This is a genomic window from Capnocytophaga sp. oral taxon 902 (genome assembly GCF_013394735.1).
Lineage (GTDB): Bacteria > Bacteroidota > Bacteroidia > Flavobacteriales > Flavobacteriaceae > Capnocytophaga > Capnocytophaga ochracea.
The window spans coordinates 249,033-268,170 of the sequence record NZ_CP058261.1; the positions used below are offsets into that span (position 1 = coordinate 249,033).

Genomic DNA, 19,138 nt, shown 5'->3' on the forward strand with positions numbered 1-19,138 from the left:
TTTCCTACATTTTAATATGAGGAAACTTTTTCTTTTCTGATACTTTATGTATATCAATACTTCTTCTTACTCAAACTCCGATGTAAAGTGCAACTTTAAGTTCGGATATTTTTGTTTTACCATCTCAATAGAGAAAGCTGAGTCGGCTAAGAAGACTAATTGATTCTGCTTATCGCGTGCTAAGAACTTCTGTTTTACACGTAAGAAATCAAGATACTCAGCATCTTTGGGGTTTTCAGGCGTCTCTACCCAACAAGCTTTATAAATAGGGAAGTTTTCATAACTACACTTTGCCCCATACTCGTGTTCTAATCGATACTGAATTACCTCGTATTGGAGTGCTCCTACCGTCCCAATTACTTTGCGACCGTTGAAGTCTAACTTAAAGAGCTGTGCCACCCCTTCGTCCATTAGCTGGTCGATACCTTTTTCTAATTGTTTAGATTTCAGTGGGTCAGCATTGTTAATGTAGCGGAAGTGCTCAGGAGAGAAGCTCGGTATCCCCTTAAAATGTAATACTTCACCTTCGGTGAGTGTATCGCCTATCTTAAAGTTCCCCGTATCGTGCAATCCTACAATATCCCCCGCATACGAGATATCCACTACTTCTTTCTTTTCGGCAAAGAAAGCATTCGGACTGGAGAACTTCAACTTCTTACCCAAACGCGTATGTAAATAAGGTTTGTTACGCTCGAAAGTGCCCGAAACAATTTTCACAAACGCCAAACGGTCGCGGTGGTTAGGGTCCATATTTGCGTGAATCTTGAAAACGAAGCCCGTAAAAGTAGGTTCTTCAGGGTTTACGATGCGCTCTTCACTGGCTTTCGGGCGTGGCGAAGGAGCAATTTCCACAAAACAATCCAAGAGTTCTCTTACCCCAAAATTGTTCAATGCCGAGCCAAAAAATACAGGTTGTTGATCTCCTTTGAGGTAGGCTTCTCTATCGAATTTAGGATATACTTCATACACTAACTCCAAATCGGAACGGAGGTTCTCGGCAGATTGTTCGGATATAATCTTCTCTAATTCAGGACTGTTAATATCGTTGAAGGCAATAGTCTCCTCTATATTCTTACGGCTGTCGCCTGAAAAAAGGTTGATATTCTTCTCCCAGATGTTGTAAATCCCTTTGAAATCATACCCCATCCCTATGGGGAAACTCAGCGGAGTAACCTTTAAGCCCAACTTCTGTTCTACTTCGTCCAACAGGTCGAAGGCGTCTTTCCCCTCACGGTCTAACTTATTAATGAACACAATCATAGGAATATTACGCATACGGCACACCTCAACGAGTTTTTCGGTTTGCTCTTCCACCCCTTTGGCAACGTCAATAACCACGATTACACTGTCCACAGCCGTGAGAGTGCGGAAGGTATCCTCGGCGAAATCCTTGTGCCCGGGGGTATCTAAGATGTTTATTTTATGCTCTTTGTAGTTAAAAGCCAGCACCGAAGTAGCTACGGAAATCCCGCGTTGGCGTTCAATCTCCATAAAGTCGGAGGTAGCTCCTTTCTTTATTTTATTCGATTTCACCGCACCAGCTTCTTGGATAGCCCCCCCGAAGAGTAAGAGTTTTTCGGTAAGGGTTGTCTTTCCCGCGTCGGGGTGAGAGATGATGCCGAAGGTACGGCGTTTTTGTATTTCTTGTTGTAAAGACATAAAGTTAATTTGCTAATCTGCTAATTTTCCAATCTGCTAATTTGCTAATTTGTTAATTAGCTTTTTTAAGAGTATAATTTGGTAGCAAGTTCACTATCATTAATGCTGTTACCTTCTTGGTCGAACATTCTTCGTAAGTACTTACATACGAACAACCATAAGTTGTAAGCAACAGCGCTACCACACTGAATATTAATAAGATTCTTTTTATTCTTACTAATATTTTGTTTTAAAATCGGGGGCAAAAGTAGTGAATAAACTCCAAAAAGAGACATAAATAAGTAAAAAATTCACTTTACCTTAATTTAAACCACCTCTTAACCTCAACGTACCCCCACCTTTCCTTCGCTTATTCGTTATCTGTCCGTGCGGTTCGCACCGTCTTTTGTTCGTTCTTTGTTTGTCATTCCTTCGTCTCACTTTTCCGTTACTACACTCCCTCTCCTTGGGAGAAGTCTCCGAATAGGAGAGTATGTGACTGGGGTGAGGATATTTTCTTCGTCTTTTCCTCATCTGTCCGTGCGGTTCGCACCGTCATTTGTTCGTCTTTTCTCCATCTGCCCGTGCGGCTCGCACCGTCTTTTGTTCGTTCTTTCTCCATCTGCCCGTGCGGCTCGCACCGTTCTTTGTTCGTTCTTTGTTCGTTCTTTGTTCGTTCTTTGTTCGTTCTTTGTTCGTTCTTTGTTCGTTCTTTGTTCGTTCTTTGTTCGTCTTTTGTTCGTCTTTTGTTCGTCTTTTGTTCGTCTTTTGTTCGTCTTTTGTTCGTCTTTTGTTCGTCTTTTGTTCGTCTTTTGTTCGTCTTTTGTTCGTCTTTTGTTCGTCTTTTGTTCGTCTTTTGTTCGTCTTTTGTTCGTCTTTTCATTATCTGCCTGTCGTGCTACGACTGCCCGTGTGGCTCGCACCGTCTTTCCTATAAGCTTCTCCCAAATTAATCATTAACCATTAATCATTAACCATTAATCATTAAACAATCGGTATTATTGGCATTTTTGGCATTGTAGTATTAAACTCATATATCCATTTGATAATCAATAAATATATAAGAATATTCACCCCTTATACCAGCCTTTCAAATGTAAATAAAATATATTTTTTTAGGACTTTATTTTTCTATGTTCAGTAAAATATATATCTTTGCCGTTTGAAGAGATAAAATAAGTAAATTATTTAATTAAAAAGATGCAAAACAAAGGACTTGTGAAACTATTTGCCATATTGTTTGGGCTAATATGTATTTATCAGCTTTCATTCACCTACGTGGCAGGTAGAGTAGAAGATGAAGCCAAAGCATTCGCTGAGGCAAAAGTGCCTAATACTCAAGCTGACTATATCGCTAAACGCGAAGCTATAGAAGCGAAGTATTTGGACGATAAAATGGGGCAAGATGTCTATAACCTCGGTTTTACAAAATTCACTTATGCTGAAGTAAAAGCTAAAGAATTGAACCGCGGTCTTGACCTTAAAGGCGGTATCAACGTGATTCTGCAAATTTCCGTAAAAGACATCTTGAGAGGTCTTGCTGACAACTCCAAAGACCCTATCTTTAACAAATCATTAGCCGAAGCCGATGAACAGCTCCGCAAAACCGACAAAACCTACTTGGATTTGTTCTTCGAGGCTTACGCTAAGAACGGAGGTAAATTAGCCTCCCCCGATGTGTTCGCTAATAAAACCCTCAGCGACCAAATCAACTTCCAAATGAGTGATAGTGAGGTACGCCCTATCATCAGAAAACGCGTAGACGAGTCTATCGTATCTGCTTTTGAGGTATTGCGCAAACGTATCGATAAATTTGGTGTTTCTCAACCTAATATCCAGCGCCTTGGTAACTCAGGTCGTATCCTTGTAGAACTTCCAGGTGCTAAAGATATCACTCGTGTGCAATCACTCTTGCAAAGTACCGCTCAGCTTGAATTTTGGGAAACTTATAAGAATACTGATGTATTTCCTTATTTACAAGCCCTCAACGCGCAACTTAAATCTACTGCTAAAACCACTGATAAAGTAAAAGATACGCTCACAGCCGCTACTCAATCAGGTAGCAGTGCTATCGACTCTCTACTTACTGATGTAAAGAAGGATTCTGTTCCTACTCAATCAGGAAAAGGAAATCCTTTGTTTGACCTTATCAAAGCTAATTCTTATGAGGGTTCTCCTGTACTTTTTACAGTAAGTTTAAAAGATACTGCTCAAGTAAATAGCTATATCAATTCTCCTGAAGCAAAACATTTGATTCCTGCTTCATTGCAGTATGTAAAATTCGCTTGGGGTAAACCTGATAAAAAGACCTCCCTTATCGAACTTTATGCCCTAAAAGGTAACCGCGATAACACCCCTCCTCTTACAGGTAACGTAGTAACCCAAGCCGAACAAACTTACGACGTTCGCAACCAGCCTGCCGTATCTATGCAAATGGACGGCAAAGGAGCACGCATTTGGGAAGCGCTTACTGGTAAAGCATTTACTCAAAATACCAATATTGCTATCGTACTCGATAACATCGTATATTCAGCACCAGGAGTAACTACAGGTGCTATTTCAGGAGGTCGCTCTGAAATTACAGGGCATTTTACTTTAAATGAAGCTGTCGACCTTGCTAACGTGCTCCGTGCTGGTAAATTACCTGCAAGCGCTGATATCGTACAATCTGAAATCGTAGGACCTTCTTTGGGACAAGAAGCTATCGATAGCGGTATGAACTCTTTCCTTATCGCTACTATCTTCATCTTTGCGTGGATGATATTCTACTACGGTCGTGCCGGTATTTATGCCGACCTCGCTTTGGTATTCAATATACTCCTTATATTTGGAGTGTTAGCAAGTATAGAAGCTGTACTTACGCTCCCTGGTATTGCGGGTATCGTGCTTACCATTGGTATGGCAGTCGACTCGAACGTGCTGATATTCGAGCGGTCGAAAGAAGAACTGCGCAAAGGTAAAAACATCAATCAAGCAGTGGTTGATGGTTTCAAACACGCCCTATCATCTATCTTAGACTCTAACATTACTACAGCGCTTACTGCTCTTATCTTGTTGTTCTTTGGTAGTGGTCCTATCCAAGGTTTTGCAACTACCTTGCTCATTGGTATTGCAACTACTTTGTTCACCGCTATCTTTATCACTCGCTTGTTTATCGACTATAGCGTTGAGAAAAAACACACGCTTACTTTCACCACTCCTATTACTAAGAACTGGTTCAAAAATGTAGATCTTAACTTCATCGGCAAGCGCAAAATAGGATATGCTTTTTCTATTATCCTATCAATAATAGGTATCATTTCTCTCTCTACTCGTGGTCTCGACCAAGGTATCGATTTCGTAGGTGGTAGAACTTACCAAATTCGTTTTGAGCACGAAGTAAACCCTACCCAAGTAGCCGATGCGCTCAAAACTACTTTAGGGAATGTGGAAGTGAAGACTTTTGGAGCTCCTAACCAAGTGAAAATTTCTACTAAATATAAAGTACAAGAAGAAAGCACTGAGGTAGATAATGAAATACAAGAGCTCTTGTACAAAGGATTACAGAAATTCTTACCCGAAGGAACTTCATTCGATAGTTTTGCTAAAGCTACTTCTACTGATAAAATTGGTATTATGCAATCTATGAAAGTAGGACCTACTATCGCTGAAGATATTAAGAGCAGTGCATTTTGGTCTGTTATCGGTTCTCTTATTGTAATTGGTCTATATATCTTATTCCGTTTCCGAAAATGGCAATTCTCTATGGGTGCGATTGTATCATCAGCGCACGACGTGCTAATGGTACTCGGTATTTATTCGCTCACTTATAGCATTATGCCTTTCAATATGGAAATCGACCAAGCCTTTATTGCGGCTATCCTTACAGTAGTAGGTTACTCACTAAACGACACGGTGATTATCTACGACCGTATCAGGGAAGTAATGCGTGAACCTCATTGGTCAAGAGAGAAAATTAATCACGCACTCAACACTACCCTTAGCCGTACCTTGAACACCTCATTCACTACTTTGGCAGTACTCGTTACTATCTTTATCTTTGGTGGTGAAACCTTGCGTGGCTTTATGTTCGCAATGATTATCGGGGTACTCATCGGTACTTACTCTTCTGTTTTCGTGGCAGCTCCTCTCATTTACGACACTGTAAAGGACGAAGCTGACCATACTAAAGAACAATCTAAGAAGTAATATCTAATTACTGAATATATAAAAGGGACTGTCCTAAAAAGGATAGTCCCTTTTTCTATACGGGTAGAAAAAAGTGAAAAACTACTTGCAAATATCAATTATAAACCCTAACTTTGCCTTTCAAAAAACTAAGTAATATGAAAACATACGACATTGTTATCATCGGTTCAGGTCCTGGCGGTTATGTAGCCGCTATTCGTGCAGGTCAATTGGGCTTTAAAACTGCCCTTATTGAAAAATATAATACCTTAGGAGGCACTTGCCTTAATGTAGGTTGTATCCCTTCTAAAGCCTTACTCGACTCTTCTCACCACTACGAAGACGCCTCCAAACACCTCGAAGCCCACGGTATTGAAATCACAGGCAAAGTAAAGTTTAGCTTAGAGAAAATGATTGCTCGTAAAGCAGCTGTGGTAGAGCAAACTTGCGCAGGGGTAAAGTTCCTAATGGAGAAAAACAAAGTAGATGTTTTTACCGGGGTAGGGAGCTTTGTATCACCCACACAAATTAAGATTACTCCTAATAAAGGCAAAGCAGAGACCATAGAAGCCAAGCACACCATTATTGCTACCGGCTCTAAACCTGCCTCCTTACCTTTTATTACAGTCGATAAAGAACGTATTATTACTTCTACTGAAGCCCTCCAGCTAAAAGAAGTACCAGAACACCTCATCGTGATTGGTGGGGGCGTAATAGGCTTAGAATTGGGGCAAGTATACAGTCGCTTAGGAGCTAAAGTATCGGTAGTAGAATACACCGATAGCATTATCCCTACGATGGATAGAGGCTTAGGGCGCGAACTCACCAAAGTACTCAAAAAACAGGGTTTTGCTTTCTATACAAGTCATCAGGTGAAAGAAGTAACTCGCAAGGGCAAAACGGTAACTGTAAAAGCTACTACCTCCAAAGGCGAAGAGCTTATCCTTAAAGGTGATTACTGCTTAGTAGCCGTAGGTCGTCGCCCTTATACCGAGGGTCTTAACCTCGAAGTAGCAGGTGTACAGAAAGACGAGCGCGGTAGGGTAATAGTAAACGACCACCTGCAAACCAATGTGCCTAACATCTATGCCATAGGTGATGTAGTACGCGGAGCTATGCTCGCCCATAAAGCCGAAGAAGAAGGCGTATTGGTAGTAGAACAACTCGCTGGACAAAAAACACATATCGACTATAATCTTATCCCTGGTGTTGTTTACACCTGGCCTGAAGTAGCTTCAGTAGGCAAAAGTGAAGAGCAACTAAAAGCTGACGGCATCGCCTATAAAGTAGGGCAATTTGCCTTTCGTGCCTTAGGGCGCGCCCGTGCCAGTATGGATACCGACGGCTTTGTAAAGATTTTAGCTGACCCCCAAACCGACGAAGTGCTCGGCGTACACATCATTGGAGCTCGTGCTGCCGATATGATAGCCGAAGCCGTTACCGCAATGGAGTTCCGTGCCAGTGCCGAAGATATCGCTCGCATCTGCCACGCTCACCCTACCTTTACCGAAGCAATAAAGGAAGCCGCCCTTGCTACCACCGAAAACCGCGCTATCCATAGTTAATGATTAATAATTAATGCTATATGAAATCAACCATCTTATTTTGCCTATTCTGCCTCCCTTTGTGCGCTTTTTCGCAATATAGCATTACAGGAAACCTAATCAGTAAAGAACAACCTGTGAGCAACTGTGTCGTTAAGCTCCTCTCGCAGGGCAAAGTTGTGCATACTACCGCTTCAAATGAAAAGGGTACTTTTTCTTTTGAAAACCTTTCAGCAGGGCAATACCAGCTAAATGTGGTTTCTATTTTCTATGAGCCTTTTCAGCAAGAGCTAATGGTAGATAAGAATATCGCATTAGGCAATATTGTGATTACCGAGAAAGTAGAAAACCTTAAAGAAGTAACTGTTACTGGTCGGAAAAATCCTGTTATCCCTACTGAAACGGGCTCACTTATTGAAGTAACAGGCACACGGCTCGCCTATCGCTCTGCGGTGACCGATATTTTAGAGTATGCTCCCAGCATCTCCACTACTAATGGCTTGAAAATCTATGGCAATGACGATATTTTAATAATGCTCGATGGTAAGGAATTACACCTCGATAAAGACAAAATAGCGTTTTTCTTAAATAAGATACCCGTCAAGAGTATTAAAAATATTGAAGTAGTTGATAAGATTGATGCCAGTGTCGATAGCTCAAAAGCAGGCGTCATAAAAATAACGACTATTGCAAAATACGGCTGGGTAGGCTCGTTAAGTCACAATTTTTTTTACGACCCAAAATTAGGTTATACAGACGATGCAACACTGTTTTATTCTACTGATAAATATCGCCTTTTTACTAACCTATACCACAGCCGACATCACTCTTTTAGCGAAGATAAGGAACAATCTCTTTTGAGAAATAACAATACTCTTTATCAAAATACCTCAGAACTACAGTTAAAGCGGAAAGAAAACGGAATAACACTAGGAGCAGATTACTATTTCAATAAAAAATCTACTCTTAGCTTTCTGTATATTTATAATTATGATGCTGATGCCGACAAAGAATACAATGGTTTAACTAACGTGTATAACAACAATGTGCTTAACCATCATTTTAGTACGAACAGAAAATGGGACGCCATATCTAATGACCACTCTTTCTCACTGAACTTCGACCGCACTACTGACTCCTTAGGTTCAAATATCAAAATAGCCTTAGACTTGGTTAAGAAAAAGTATGAAAGTCCTCTTACTGAAAAAGATATTTATTACCGCACAGTAACTACCGAAGAAAATAGCGAGCGAGACTCATATTCTTACAGCGATGTTTACGCCTTCAAAACTACTTGGAGTAAGTTTTTTACCTCTAAATACCCTTCAGAAAAGCAGAACTTAGTGCTTGGATTGCGTTATTCATTGGTAGACAATCAAGATGAGTTTGTTTATTTTGATATTTTGCCTACCCAAAAGTTAAAAAACACTAACTTTTCTAAGGATTTCTACTTCAAAGAACACATCTTCGCCACTTTTGCCAATTACGCCTTCCCTCTTACTCAAAAATCAAAGTTCTCAGTAGGCTTACGTTCTGAATATAATTACAATACGTTTAGCAATCACTTAGATAATTTCCATAACGACAACACACAATGGTCACTCAATGCCCTCTATACTACCAAGCTCGGCAAAGAAACCTTCTTCTTTTCTGCTCGCCGATGGTTCAGCAGGGTGAATTACAGTCTGTTCAACCCTACCTATATCAAAAGTTCTCCTACCGATGCCTATACAGGTAATAAAGATTTAAGTCCCATAGAAGGATATACGTTGCAATCGGGTTATAGGTGGAAAAAAGTAGATATGGCTGTGGCTTACTGCTATTCCGAAAAAAATGTGCTTAACATTCCTACCGCTATTGCTGGCGTAATAACTACTCGCCCCGAGAATGTAGGTTATAAAAACGATGTGTTTTTGTTCCTATCCCGTTTTACTAAGTTCACCGATTGGTGGGAGTGCAATGCAAAATTCACAGGAGGGTATTTTAACTTCAAGTATTTAGGGAATGCTTTCAACTCCTTATATGCCGAGTTTTACACCTCACAGCGATTTTACCTCCCCAAAGATATCGAAGCCTCTCTCACTTACCAATATACCTCAACCAATAAGAGTTTGTATATCAAAAACTATTACAATCACCAGCTCAACTTTAACCTAATGATTCCTCTTTCTGATTCTTTTCAGTTAAAAGCTTCATTAGATGATATATTTAACACCTCTCGTTCTAAAAGCGAATACGATTTCAACGGCATTTATAATACATCTTATTATAAATTTAACACCCGTAGTTTTTATATTGGTATCAATTATGATTTTGCCAAAGGTAAAAAAGTGAATGACAATATAAGAAACACAGGAGCAGAAGACGAGAAAAACAGACTTAAACGATAATGATTTGTGGCTAATGCTGAATAGTTAATGATTAGTGGTAAATACAGTGATAAAAATAATTAAGAAAAAGTTTGTTTCTTTCAAAATAAATAGTAACTTTGCCTCAACTAACCTTTAATCATTAAAATATTATGAGTAGATTTTCCGATACCCAAACCGCTTTTGCCCTCAAAAGCCAATCCGAACTCAACTGGGCTTACCGCCTTTTTAAACTTATTGGCAGTAATACCCTTACTCGTGTGGGCACTGCCCTTACCAACTTCTCCCTAAAACTGCGCCTGCCCGTCGAAGGACTCATCAAGCGCACCGTCTTTAAGCAGTTCTGCGGAGGTATCTCCGAACAAGACTGCCTTCCCGTAATCCAAAAGATGCATCAAAAAGGAGTAGGCTCTGTGCTCGACTATTCCGTAGAAGGTAAAGAAGACGAATCCTCTATCGAAGCTACTTTCGAAAAAACAATGGAAACCATCGATTTTGGTAATCTCCATCGCAACGAAGGTATTCCTATTGTGGTATTTAAACCTACAGGATTTGGGCGTTTTGCCATCTTCCAAAAACTCACCGAGAAAAAAGCCCTTACCCCCGAAGAAGAAAAAGAATGGGAGCGCATCAAATCTCGTTTCGACGCAGCCTGCAAGCGCGCCTACGAGTATAAAATTCCTATTTTGGTAGACGCCGAAGAAAGCTGGATGCAAACTGCTGCCGATGACCTCGTAGAAGAGATGATGCAGAAGTACAACAAAGAAGAACCTATCGTATACAATACCTTGCAAATGTACCGCCACGACCGTTTGCCTTACCTAAAAGAACTTTATGAACGTGCCGTAGATAAAGGCTTCTACATAGGCGTAAAAATCGTACGAGGTGCCTATATGGAAAAAGAAAACGAACGTGCTGCCGAGCTAGGCTATCCCACTCCCATTTGCCCCAGCAAGCAAGCAACCGACGATAATTATAACGCTGTTGTGCGCTATATTATTGACCATATCGATAGGATTGCCCTCTTTGCAGGTACTCACAACGAAGAAAGTGCTGCCCTGGTAATGGATTTGATGCACAAAAAAGGCTTGCAACCTAACGACAAACGCGTGTGGATAGCACAACTCTACGGTATGAGCGACCATATCAGCTTCAATGCCTCTAAGGAAGGCTATAACGTAGCCAAGTATTTGCCTTTTGGTCCCGTGCGCGAAGTGATGCCTTACCTTATCCGCCGAGCCGAAGAAAATACCTCAGTAGCAGGGCAAACAGGACGTGAACTCACTTTGCTAAAAGCAGAGAAAAAGCGCCGAAAAGAAACTGCTAACCAGTAAAAATAAGTTTTTATTATTCGTTGTAACTCTCGTTTTTGCACTTCTCGCAAAAACGAGAGTTATTTTTATTCCCAATTACTACCCTCTTACCTTCGCTCATTGTTCGTTTTTACGTCGCTGTAGTTCCCCCTTTGGAGGAAGCCAGCGAAAGCTGGGTATGTGTAAGGGGGAGGTTTTCTTCGTCATTTCTCTATCTGCCCGTGCGACTCGCACCATCATTTGTTCGTTCTTTGTTCGTTCTTTGTTCGTTCTTTGTTCGTTCTTTGTTCGTCATTTCTTCGTCTTTTGTTCGTCTTTTGTTCGTCTTTTGTTCGTCTTTTGTTCGTCTTTTGTTCGTCTTTTGTTCGTCTTTTGTTCGTCTTTTGTTTATCTGCCCGTGCGGCTCGCACCTGTCCGTGTGGCTCGCACCTGCTTGTGCGGCTCACACTGCCTATTGTGCTACGACCTCGCATCGGTTTCCTTTTAAAGCTTGTCCCCCTTCGGGGGTTCGGGGGCTTTTGTCACACCGTCACTTATCACTTACCATTGATTTGGTATTTTTGGCATTATTGGCATTATTGGTATTAAATTAGTTGCTAATTCAAAAAAAAGTTGTACTTTTGCGTGATTTTCTATCTTAAAACAAAAAATATAAGAATGGCACGTTCCATCGATTCATTTAACAAACGAAGATTAATTACCTCCTATTTTTCGGTAATAGTGAGCATTACCTTAGTGCTCTTTCTTATGGGCTTTTTTAGTTTTTTAGTATTAAGTGCTAATAAATTAGCCAATTACTTCAAAGAGCAAGTAACCGTTACCGTCTTGATAAAGGACGACGCTAAAAATGCCGACATCGAACAGTTACAGAAAACTCTTTCAGTAGCGAGTTTTGTAAAGTCAGTGCGTTTTGTATCAAAAGAAGTTGCTGCCGAAAAGTTCAGTAAGGATATCGGCGAAGATTTTGTTACCTTCATCGGTACTAACCCTCTGCAAAACACCATCGATTTAAGCCTAAAAGCCGAATATGCCGAGCCCGATAAGATGCGCGAAATCAAACGTGAGTTAGAGCAAAACTCTTTTGTTACCGAAGTAGTATACGACCAATCTTTGGTAGCTCTTATTCACGAAAATGTGAACAGAATAGGTATTGTTACATTAATTTTCAGCGCCCTATTCACTTTTGTATCTATCTTGCTTATCAATGCCTCTATTCGCCTCTCCATTTATTCCAAACGTTTTATCATCAAAACAATGCAATTAGTAGGGGCTACGCGCAGTTTCATACGCCGTCCGTTTTTATGGACAAATGTACGCTTGGGCATTCTCAGCGCTCTAATAGCCATAGTGCTTTTTTATCTATCGTTATTAGCTATTGTAAAGTCATATCCTGAGTTTAATATCTTAATGGACACAGGTACTTTAAGCATTGTTTTTATAAGCATTATAACCATCGGGATACTCATCAGTTGGCTAAGCACCTATTTTGCTACACAACGTTTCCTAAACCTCAATACCAACGACCTTTATTATTAACCATTAATCATTAATAATTAATCACTGATGAAACATCATTCAACTTTCATTTTTGAAAAGAAAAACTATCTTATTATGGCTATTGGCTTAATAGTAATAGCCCTTGGTTTTATAACAATGAGCGGTGGTGGTAGCGATAATCCCGCTGTGTTCGACCCCTCTATTTTCAATTTCCGACGTATTCACTTAGCTCCTGCTTTGGTACTTTTAGGTTTTGCCATTGAAATTTACGCCATTCTGGTAAATCCTAAAACTGATAAAAAACAAGAAGAAAAATAAGAATGAGTACACTGCAAGCTATTATTATTGCTATTATCGAAGGACTCACCGAGTACCTTCCTATCTCATCAACCGCACATATGGGTTTTACCGCTGCCCTTATGGGAATGCCCGACGATGAGTATTTGAAAATGTTTCAAGTTTCCATACAGTTTGGTGCTATCCTCTCGATAGTAGTACTGTATTGGCGCAAGTTCTTCGACTTTTCTAATTGGAACTTCTATTTCAAATTAGCGTGCGCCGTTATCCCTGCTCTTATATTAGGTAAGCTTTTCGATGATAAGATTGAAGCAGTTTTGGGCAACCAAAAAGCGATTGCTATTACCCTAATTGTAGGCGGTATTATCCTTATTTTTGTAGACAATTGGTTCAAACATCCTACGATTCACAACGAGAAAGACATCACAATAAAGAAAGCCGTTACTATTGGTTTTTGGCAGTGTTTAGCAATGATGCCAGGCACTTCGCGCTCTGCTGCTTCTATTATTGGCGGAATGACGCAAGGGCTTACTCGCAAAGCCGCCGCTGAGTTCTCTTTCTTCTTAGCCGTTCCTACAATGCTGGCTGTAACCGTGTATTCTATTTTCTTGAAGAAATGGGGTACTGCCCAAGAGAAAGGCTACGAGCTGATAATGAAAACTGATGAGAGTTTTTGGTTGTTTATCATAGGTAATGTAATAGCTTTTGTGGTAGCAATGATAGCCGTGAAATTCTTTATACATATCCTCACCAAATTTGGTTTTAAAGTATGGGGCATTTACCGCATTGTTATTGGAGCAGTATTACTGATTTATTTCTCAATTAACAATTAGTTATTTTTCCCTCCTACCCTTACCTTTTACTTTTTACCTTTTGCATTAAAATGAAAATATTACTTTTAATTGTAGCTTTCTGTTTTATTCTCATTCAATCTATAAAAGCTCAAACCGATAGCTTATCAGTACTCCAAGAGTCGGTACTCACAGCCGATACTTTGCAAGTAGCTACTGAAAAACCTAAACTCAAACAGGTATTACTTCCTGCTTCTCTCATTACCTTAGGAGTTATCTCCAATGCTACTTATATCAATCGTTATGTACAACGACACGCTTATAGATATTCCGGCGGACAGAAGTTGCGCTTCGATGATTATTTGCAGTATCTACCTATTGCCAGCGTCTTTGCTTATAGCAATTTAGGTATAAAAGCCAAGCACAGTGTAAAGGAACGGCTCATAGTAGGAGCTACTGCTTATGCCATTACAGCAGCCTTAGTAAACGGAGTAAAATATAGTGTCAGAATACATCGTCCCGATGAAAGTGCTTACAATTCTTTCCCTTCAGGACATACAGCTACTGCTTTTACAGGTATGGAAATCCTTTGGCAAGAGTACAAAGATGAGAATATATGGGTAGGTATCAGTGGCTATGCTATAGCTACCACCGTAGGTGCAATGCGTTTGTACAATAATCGCCATTGGATAGGCGATGTGTTTGTAGGGGCAGGTATAGGTATCCTTAGTGCCAAAACAGCCTATTGGCTCTTGCCATATACTTCCAAATGGCTTACACGCAAAGAGAAATCTTCAGTACAAATGGTTGTTTACCCCGTTTATTCCGAAGAAATGAAAGGAGTGGGGCTCACCTTATTTCGCTAAAAACACCTTCTAATGGCTATTATTACCACTATATTAAACAAAGTTCCACGCCCTTGGCTTATAAAGATGAGCTATTGGGTGCGTCCGTTTTTAGCTTTCTACTTGCGAGGAAAGAAGTACCAAGACCCTATTGATGGCAAGACTTTTAGGAAATTCTTACCATATGGCTACGGCAAAGCTCGCCCCAATGTACTCTCGCCCTCTACCTTATCGCTTGAACGCCACCGATTGCTTTGGCTCTATCTTACTCGTGAAACCGATTTCTTTACACGTGAGCTAAAAGTGCTACACGTCGCTCCTGAACAAGCTTTCTATAAACGCTTTAAAAAACAACCTAATCTCAATTACCTCACCACCGACCTATATTCTCCTTTGGCAGATGTAAAAGCCGATTTGTGTGCTTTGCCTTTTGAAGACGAATGTTTTGATGTGATATTTTGCAACCACGTATTGGAGCATATCCAAGATGATACCCAAGCAATGAAAGAGCTTTATCGTGTGATGAAAAAGGGTGGTTGGGGTATTTTTCAAGTACCACAGGACTACCAAAGAGCCATTACGTTTGAAGATAACACCATTACTGACCCGAAAGAACGCACCCGTATTTTTGGTCAGTATGACCACGTAAGGGTCTACGGTTTAGACTATTTTGATAAATTGCGCAGTATAGGCTTTGAAGTAGAGGAACTGCAATACGCTTCCCATTTCACAACTGAAGAAATAGAACGGTATCGTATTGTTGCTGAAGAAATTATCCCTTTATGCAAGAAGAAGTAAAATTTTAATAATTAAATAATGAAATATTTATTTTTAAGTATCGCAATAGGTTTAGTAGCTTGCCAGTCTTCCGTAAAAGATGAAATTCATCTTATAAGTGGGGAAGCGCAAGGTAGTACTTATCACATTAAGTACATTAGCAAAACTAAAGAAGACTTAAAACCTGCCATAGACTCTATTTTACAAGTGATAGATAAGTCTATGTCTACCTATAAACCAGATTCTGACATTTCTAAAATCAATGCAGGAGATAAAAATGTAGTGGTAGACGAACATTTCAGAAAGGTTTTTGAAGCCTCTCAGCAAATATGGCAAGAAAGTGAAGGTTTGTTTGACCCTACGGTAGGTGTATTAGTAAATGCTTGGGGGTTCGGTAAACAAAAGATAACTGAGGATAAACTCCCCACAGATGAAAGAATAGCAGAACTGAAGAAATATGTAGGCTTTAATAAAGTACATCTCACAGCTGACAACCATATTGAAAAAGAGTCTCCTGAAATACTGTTTGACTTTAATGCCATAGCACAAGGCTATACCTCCGATGTAGTAGCGGCTTTCCTCAGCTCAAAAGGTATTGAGAATTATATAGTGGAGATAGCAGGCGAGATGTATCTGAAAGGAAGGAATACTGTAGAGAACAAAGCGTGGACGATAGGCGTAGAAAACCCTATCAAACCTTTGGACGACCGCGAATTGGTAGCTACTATACAATTTACCAATCAAGGATTGGCAACCTCTGGTAACTATCGCAAAGTATGGACAGATAGTAACGGGCGCAAATATGTACATTCTATTAACCCTATTACCGGACGCGCTACCCAAAGCGATGTGCTCAGTGCTACAGTAGTTGCTCCTTCCACTATGTTTGCTGATGGATATGCCACTATGTTTATGGTAATGGGATTGGAAAAGAGCAAAGCTTTCTTAGAAAAACACCCCAATATGGCTGTACTTTTAGTGTATAGTAACGAACGAAACGAAGAACTTACCTTTAAGACAAAGGCTTTTGAAGAATTAATAATTCAGTAAAGATTTTTTATTTATGAAAATAGGAATTATAGGTGCAATGGAGCTTGAAATAGATACTTTAAGAGCTTCTATTGAGTCTTGCAAAGAAACTAAAATAAGGCGTTTTGTTTTTTATGAAGGTTCTCTTAATGGGATAGAAGTAGTATTATTACTTTCAGGTATAGGTAAAGTAAGCGCTTCGGTTGCGACCACTTTACTTATAGAAAGATACAATCCATCGCTTATTATTAATACAGGTACTGCCGGAGGCTTAGGTGATACTTCGGTACACGATATAATCTTAGCTAATGAAGTACGCCACCACGATGTAGACGTTACGGCTTTTGGGTATGAAATAGGTCAGCAAGCACAAATGCCTCCTGCCTTTATTGCTAACACGCAATGGACAGAGAAACTAAAACAAGTAGCCGAACGATACAGTCATACACTTCACTACGGACAAGTAGTAAGTGGAGACTCTTTCATTTCCTCGCCCACTCGACTACAAGAAATTGCTAATACCTTCCCTAAAGCAAAAGCCGTAGAAATGGAAGCAGCAGCTATTGCTCAAACCTGCTATTTATTAAACATTCCATTTGTAATGCTTCGCGCTATTTCTGATAAGGCAGGCGAAGGGAATGCGGTATCATATGAGACTTTTGTAGTAGAGGCAGGCAAACTGTCTGCAACTATTATAAAAGCATTCTTAGCCTCTATCTCTGAAACATAGGAAAAGTACACATATAACAAATAAGGGATTCAGTTATACAACTGAATCCCTTATTTTTTTTATACTTAAAGAAATATTCCTATTTTAAAAACTGACGTACTTCTTCTTTTAAATGACTTAGTGCATTAGCCGAAGGAGTGGCTTTCTCTACAAACTCTTTAAATATAGCTTCTACCATAGCTTGTGAGTCTTTTACATCTTCGGTTAGGGCTACTTTACGGATTATTTGGATAGTAGCCATTTTAGCAGTACGAATAATATTCCATAGCTTTTCACTGAGGTATATTTGTTGTGCTAAGTTATGTTCAAATTCTTCATCAATAGAGTTTACAAGCAATGCTTCATACTCTTTCTTAGAAAAATTATGAGGAGGAATGCGCAAAAACAGTTGTTGAGGAGACATTCGCTCTAAGAAAAGTGTCATTCGCTCGTATGCTTGTAAGCGGATAGGCATTGTGTACTTTTGATTTTCTTTATGAAGAAGAAACAATCGCTTTTTATCTTCATTTTCAATATGTATTCTAAAAAAATAAAAGGCTACCGCTCCTACAATAAGAGCCGGAACGCAATACATAATAAAGGTAATAATCTGGTCAGACATAAATAATTAAGATTCTTTTGATAATAATATTTTTTCTAAGTTTGGACTGAAAATATCTTCAAAAGCCGATATGATACGTCCGTTTTTATCTATAATTACTGATTTGTTAATATTATTAATTAAAAACTTTTGCGACAAATCTATGAAATTGATAGAGTGATATTGGTCAGTCCAATCGGTATTTGAGATTTGTTTGCGCCATTGAGTTTTATCCTGCCCTATATCAATACCTACAAACTTTACATTGGGAAATAGCTTCTTTAACTGACTCACTCTTCCGAAGATAAGTTTAGAAAGCTCTTTCTGATTGACTGACCAAAAGTAATAAATAGTTACCTCCGGCTGTTGTATTTCCGAAAACTTAGTAGGTTCACCGTTTGCATTAATCAAATCAAAATCGGGAGGAATTCTTCCCGCTTGTAGTGCTATTACGTTTCTAAAAACCTTATCTAATTCAGCTTTATACTTGTTATCTTTGTTATACTTAGCAAATTTATCGAAGTAATCTTTATACTCGGTGTGTTCTTGGATATTAAAAATATAAGCATAAGCTGCATTTCGGTATAGGTTATCTCTCAAACTTCCATTGGTAAAAAGACTATCGATGATTTTAATCTTTTGCAAATGGAAACCTAATTCCCTACTTACATCTACCAAAGTGTGAGTATCATAGGTGTATTGAGTAAAAGCCAGATTATTGACATACATTACCATATACCTATAATAGGGGCGGAAATACTCTAAAAAGCTATCGTTATAATTAATTTGTTTACGATAGTCGTAAAAGTTATAGGGTAGTAAATCTACGATTGAAATGTTGTTCTTATTTTGATAAACAAAAGGATATATCTCCATTTCTTTATAGATAGGAAAAGTAGCGCTTACTAAGGCTAAATCTTTTGCTTTCTCGGTGAGCTGAGGATTTAGTTTGAGAAAATCATCATACTCCCGTTTTCTTTCTTGATATAAGGAATCACTTTTGTTTTTGTACTGCATAGGTGGTAAAGAATGAAACTTCCTAAAAACTTCTTCTTGCGCATCTGACATCTTAGATTGTGAGAGTAAGAAGTTATTAATAGCAGAGCCTTTACCCGAGAATGAAATACTTTCTTCAAAACTGAGTGCATTGGCATACACTACCACACTGTCCTTAGGTTCTACATACACATATTGATACTTACCATCTGTTTCAAAGTTAAACAACTCTCCTTCGGTTATATTTAGGTTAAACAGGAAAGTTTTATTCTTATCTAAATAAGCGGTATCAATGGGGACATCGTTACTGTATAGCACTACAAAAGAATCGTTTGCATTAGGGAAAAAGCCTCTTATTATAGTAGGCTCATTATGCTTACCCTTGCAAGCGATTAAAGTGCTAAAAAGCACCCATAATATTAGCCGATTCATCTTCATCACCAATAAACATTCAACTATTTGGGGGCAAAAATATAACATTATCTAAACACGGTGAGTTAAGAATATGTTAAAAATATACCCACTACTAAATATTAACATTTATTAGTAATTCGCCGTTTGAATT

General features: G+C 39.2%; 16 protein-coding genes. 11 read left to right on the forward strand and 5 right to left on the reverse strand.

Annotated features, from left to right (window positions below; translation table 11 throughout):
* Positions 1 to 66: 66 nt before the first annotated feature.
* Positions 67 to 1,659 carry a peptide chain release factor 3 gene (locus HW278_RS01050; protein ID WP_009410348.1) on the reverse strand — a complete coding sequence of 531 codons (1,593 nt, stop codon included), beginning with the start codon at positions 1,657 to 1,659 and terminating at the stop codon, positions 67 to 69.
* Positions 1,660 to 2,089: 430 nt separating this feature from the next.
* Positions 2,090 to 2,521: a hypothetical protein gene (locus HW278_RS01055; protein WP_178976667.1), complete on the reverse strand. Its 432-nt coding sequence runs from the start codon at positions 2,519 to 2,521 to the stop codon at positions 2,090 to 2,092.
* A 317-nt stretch (positions 2,522 to 2,838) separates the two neighbouring features.
* Between HW278_RS01055 and secDF the strand changes: the two genes are divergently transcribed.
* From secDF to HW278_RS01075, 4 genes are all read left to right on the forward strand, one after another.
* Positions 2,839 to 5,826: a protein translocase subunit SecDF gene (gene secDF / locus HW278_RS01060; RefSeq protein ID WP_178976668.1), complete on the forward strand. Its 2,988-nt coding sequence runs from the start codon at positions 2,839 to 2,841 to the stop codon at positions 5,824 to 5,826.
* A 137-nt stretch (positions 5,827 to 5,963) separates the two neighbouring features.
* Positions 5,964 to 7,370: a dihydrolipoyl dehydrogenase gene (lpdA, locus tag HW278_RS01065; protein ID WP_178976669.1), complete on the forward strand. Its 1,407-nt coding sequence runs from the start codon at positions 5,964 to 5,966 to the stop codon at positions 7,368 to 7,370.
* A 20-nt stretch (positions 7,371 to 7,390) separates the two neighbouring features.
* Positions 7,391 to 9,739, forward strand: a complete 2,349-nt coding sequence (locus tag HW278_RS01070; protein ID WP_178976670.1) for an outer membrane beta-barrel family protein — start codon at positions 7,391 to 7,393, stop codon at positions 9,737 to 9,739.
* 131 nt (positions 9,740 to 9,870) lie between these two features.
* Positions 9,871 to 11,052: a proline dehydrogenase family protein gene (locus tag HW278_RS01075; RefSeq protein ID WP_009410265.1), complete on the forward strand. Its 1,182-nt coding sequence runs from the start codon at positions 9,871 to 9,873 to the stop codon at positions 11,050 to 11,052.
* A 215-nt stretch (positions 11,053 to 11,267) separates the two neighbouring features.
* On the opposite strand, the gene HW278_RS01080 is transcribed toward HW278_RS01075, so the two are convergent.
* Positions 11,268 to 11,504: a hypothetical protein gene (locus HW278_RS01080; RefSeq protein ID WP_178976671.1), complete on the reverse strand. Its 237-nt coding sequence runs from the start codon at positions 11,502 to 11,504 to the stop codon at positions 11,268 to 11,270.
* A gap of 184 nt (positions 11,505 to 11,688) precedes the next feature.
* Here HW278_RS01080 and HW278_RS01085 point away from each other — a divergent pair, with 184 nt between their 5' ends.
* From HW278_RS01085 to HW278_RS01115, 7 genes are read left to right on the forward strand one after another with little or no spacing between them, the layout of a single operon-like run.
* Positions 11,689 to 12,567: a cell division protein FtsX gene (locus HW278_RS01085; protein WP_002672636.1), complete on the forward strand. Its 879-nt coding sequence runs from the start codon at positions 11,689 to 11,691 to the stop codon at positions 12,565 to 12,567.
* A 27-nt stretch (positions 12,568 to 12,594) separates the two neighbouring features.
* Positions 12,595 to 12,846 (forward strand): DUF3098 domain-containing protein, encoded by a 252-nt coding sequence (locus HW278_RS01090; RefSeq protein WP_002672637.1) that lies wholly within the window; start codon positions 12,595 to 12,597, stop codon positions 12,844 to 12,846.
* A gap of 2 nt (positions 12,847 to 12,848) precedes the next feature.
* Entirely contained in the window at positions 12,849 to 13,658 is an 810-nt protein-coding gene (locus HW278_RS01095) for an undecaprenyl-diphosphate phosphatase (protein ID WP_002672638.1), read from the forward strand.
* Between the two features lie 50 nt (positions 13,659 to 13,708).
* Complete coding sequence (locus HW278_RS01100) at positions 13,709 to 14,482, forward strand: phosphatase PAP2 family protein (RefSeq protein WP_178976672.1); 774 nt, start codon at positions 13,709 to 13,711, stop codon at positions 14,480 to 14,482.
* 12 nt (positions 14,483 to 14,494) lie between these two features.
* Complete coding sequence (locus HW278_RS01105) at positions 14,495 to 15,259, forward strand: class I SAM-dependent methyltransferase (protein ID WP_178976673.1); 765 nt, start codon at positions 14,495 to 14,497, stop codon at positions 15,257 to 15,259.
* An 18-nt stretch (positions 15,260 to 15,277) separates the two neighbouring features.
* Complete coding sequence (locus HW278_RS01110) at positions 15,278 to 16,288, forward strand: FAD:protein FMN transferase (protein WP_009417871.1); 1,011 nt, start codon at positions 15,278 to 15,280, stop codon at positions 16,286 to 16,288.
* A 13-nt stretch (positions 16,289 to 16,301) separates the two neighbouring features.
* Entirely contained in the window at positions 16,302 to 16,997 is a 696-nt protein-coding gene (locus HW278_RS01115) for a 5'-methylthioadenosine/adenosylhomocysteine nucleosidase (RefSeq protein WP_178976674.1), read from the forward strand.
* A 79-nt stretch (positions 16,998 to 17,076) separates the two neighbouring features.
* Here the strand turns inward: HW278_RS01115 and HW278_RS01120 are convergent, their stop codons facing one another.
* Together HW278_RS01120 and HW278_RS01125 are read right to left on the reverse strand one after the other, a co-directional pair.
* Positions 17,077 to 17,598, reverse strand: coding sequence for a hypothetical protein (locus HW278_RS01120; protein ID WP_053580781.1), 522 nt, complete (start codon positions 17,596 to 17,598; stop codon positions 17,077 to 17,079).
* Between the two features lie 6 nt (positions 17,599 to 17,604).
* The gene (locus tag HW278_RS01125; protein WP_178976675.1) at positions 17,605 to 19,011 is read right to left on the reverse strand and encodes a TlpA family protein disulfide reductase; all 1,407 of its coding nucleotides are present in this window, start codon (positions 19,009 to 19,011) and stop codon (positions 17,605 to 17,607) included.
* Positions 19,012 to 19,138: the final 127 nt, after the last annotated feature.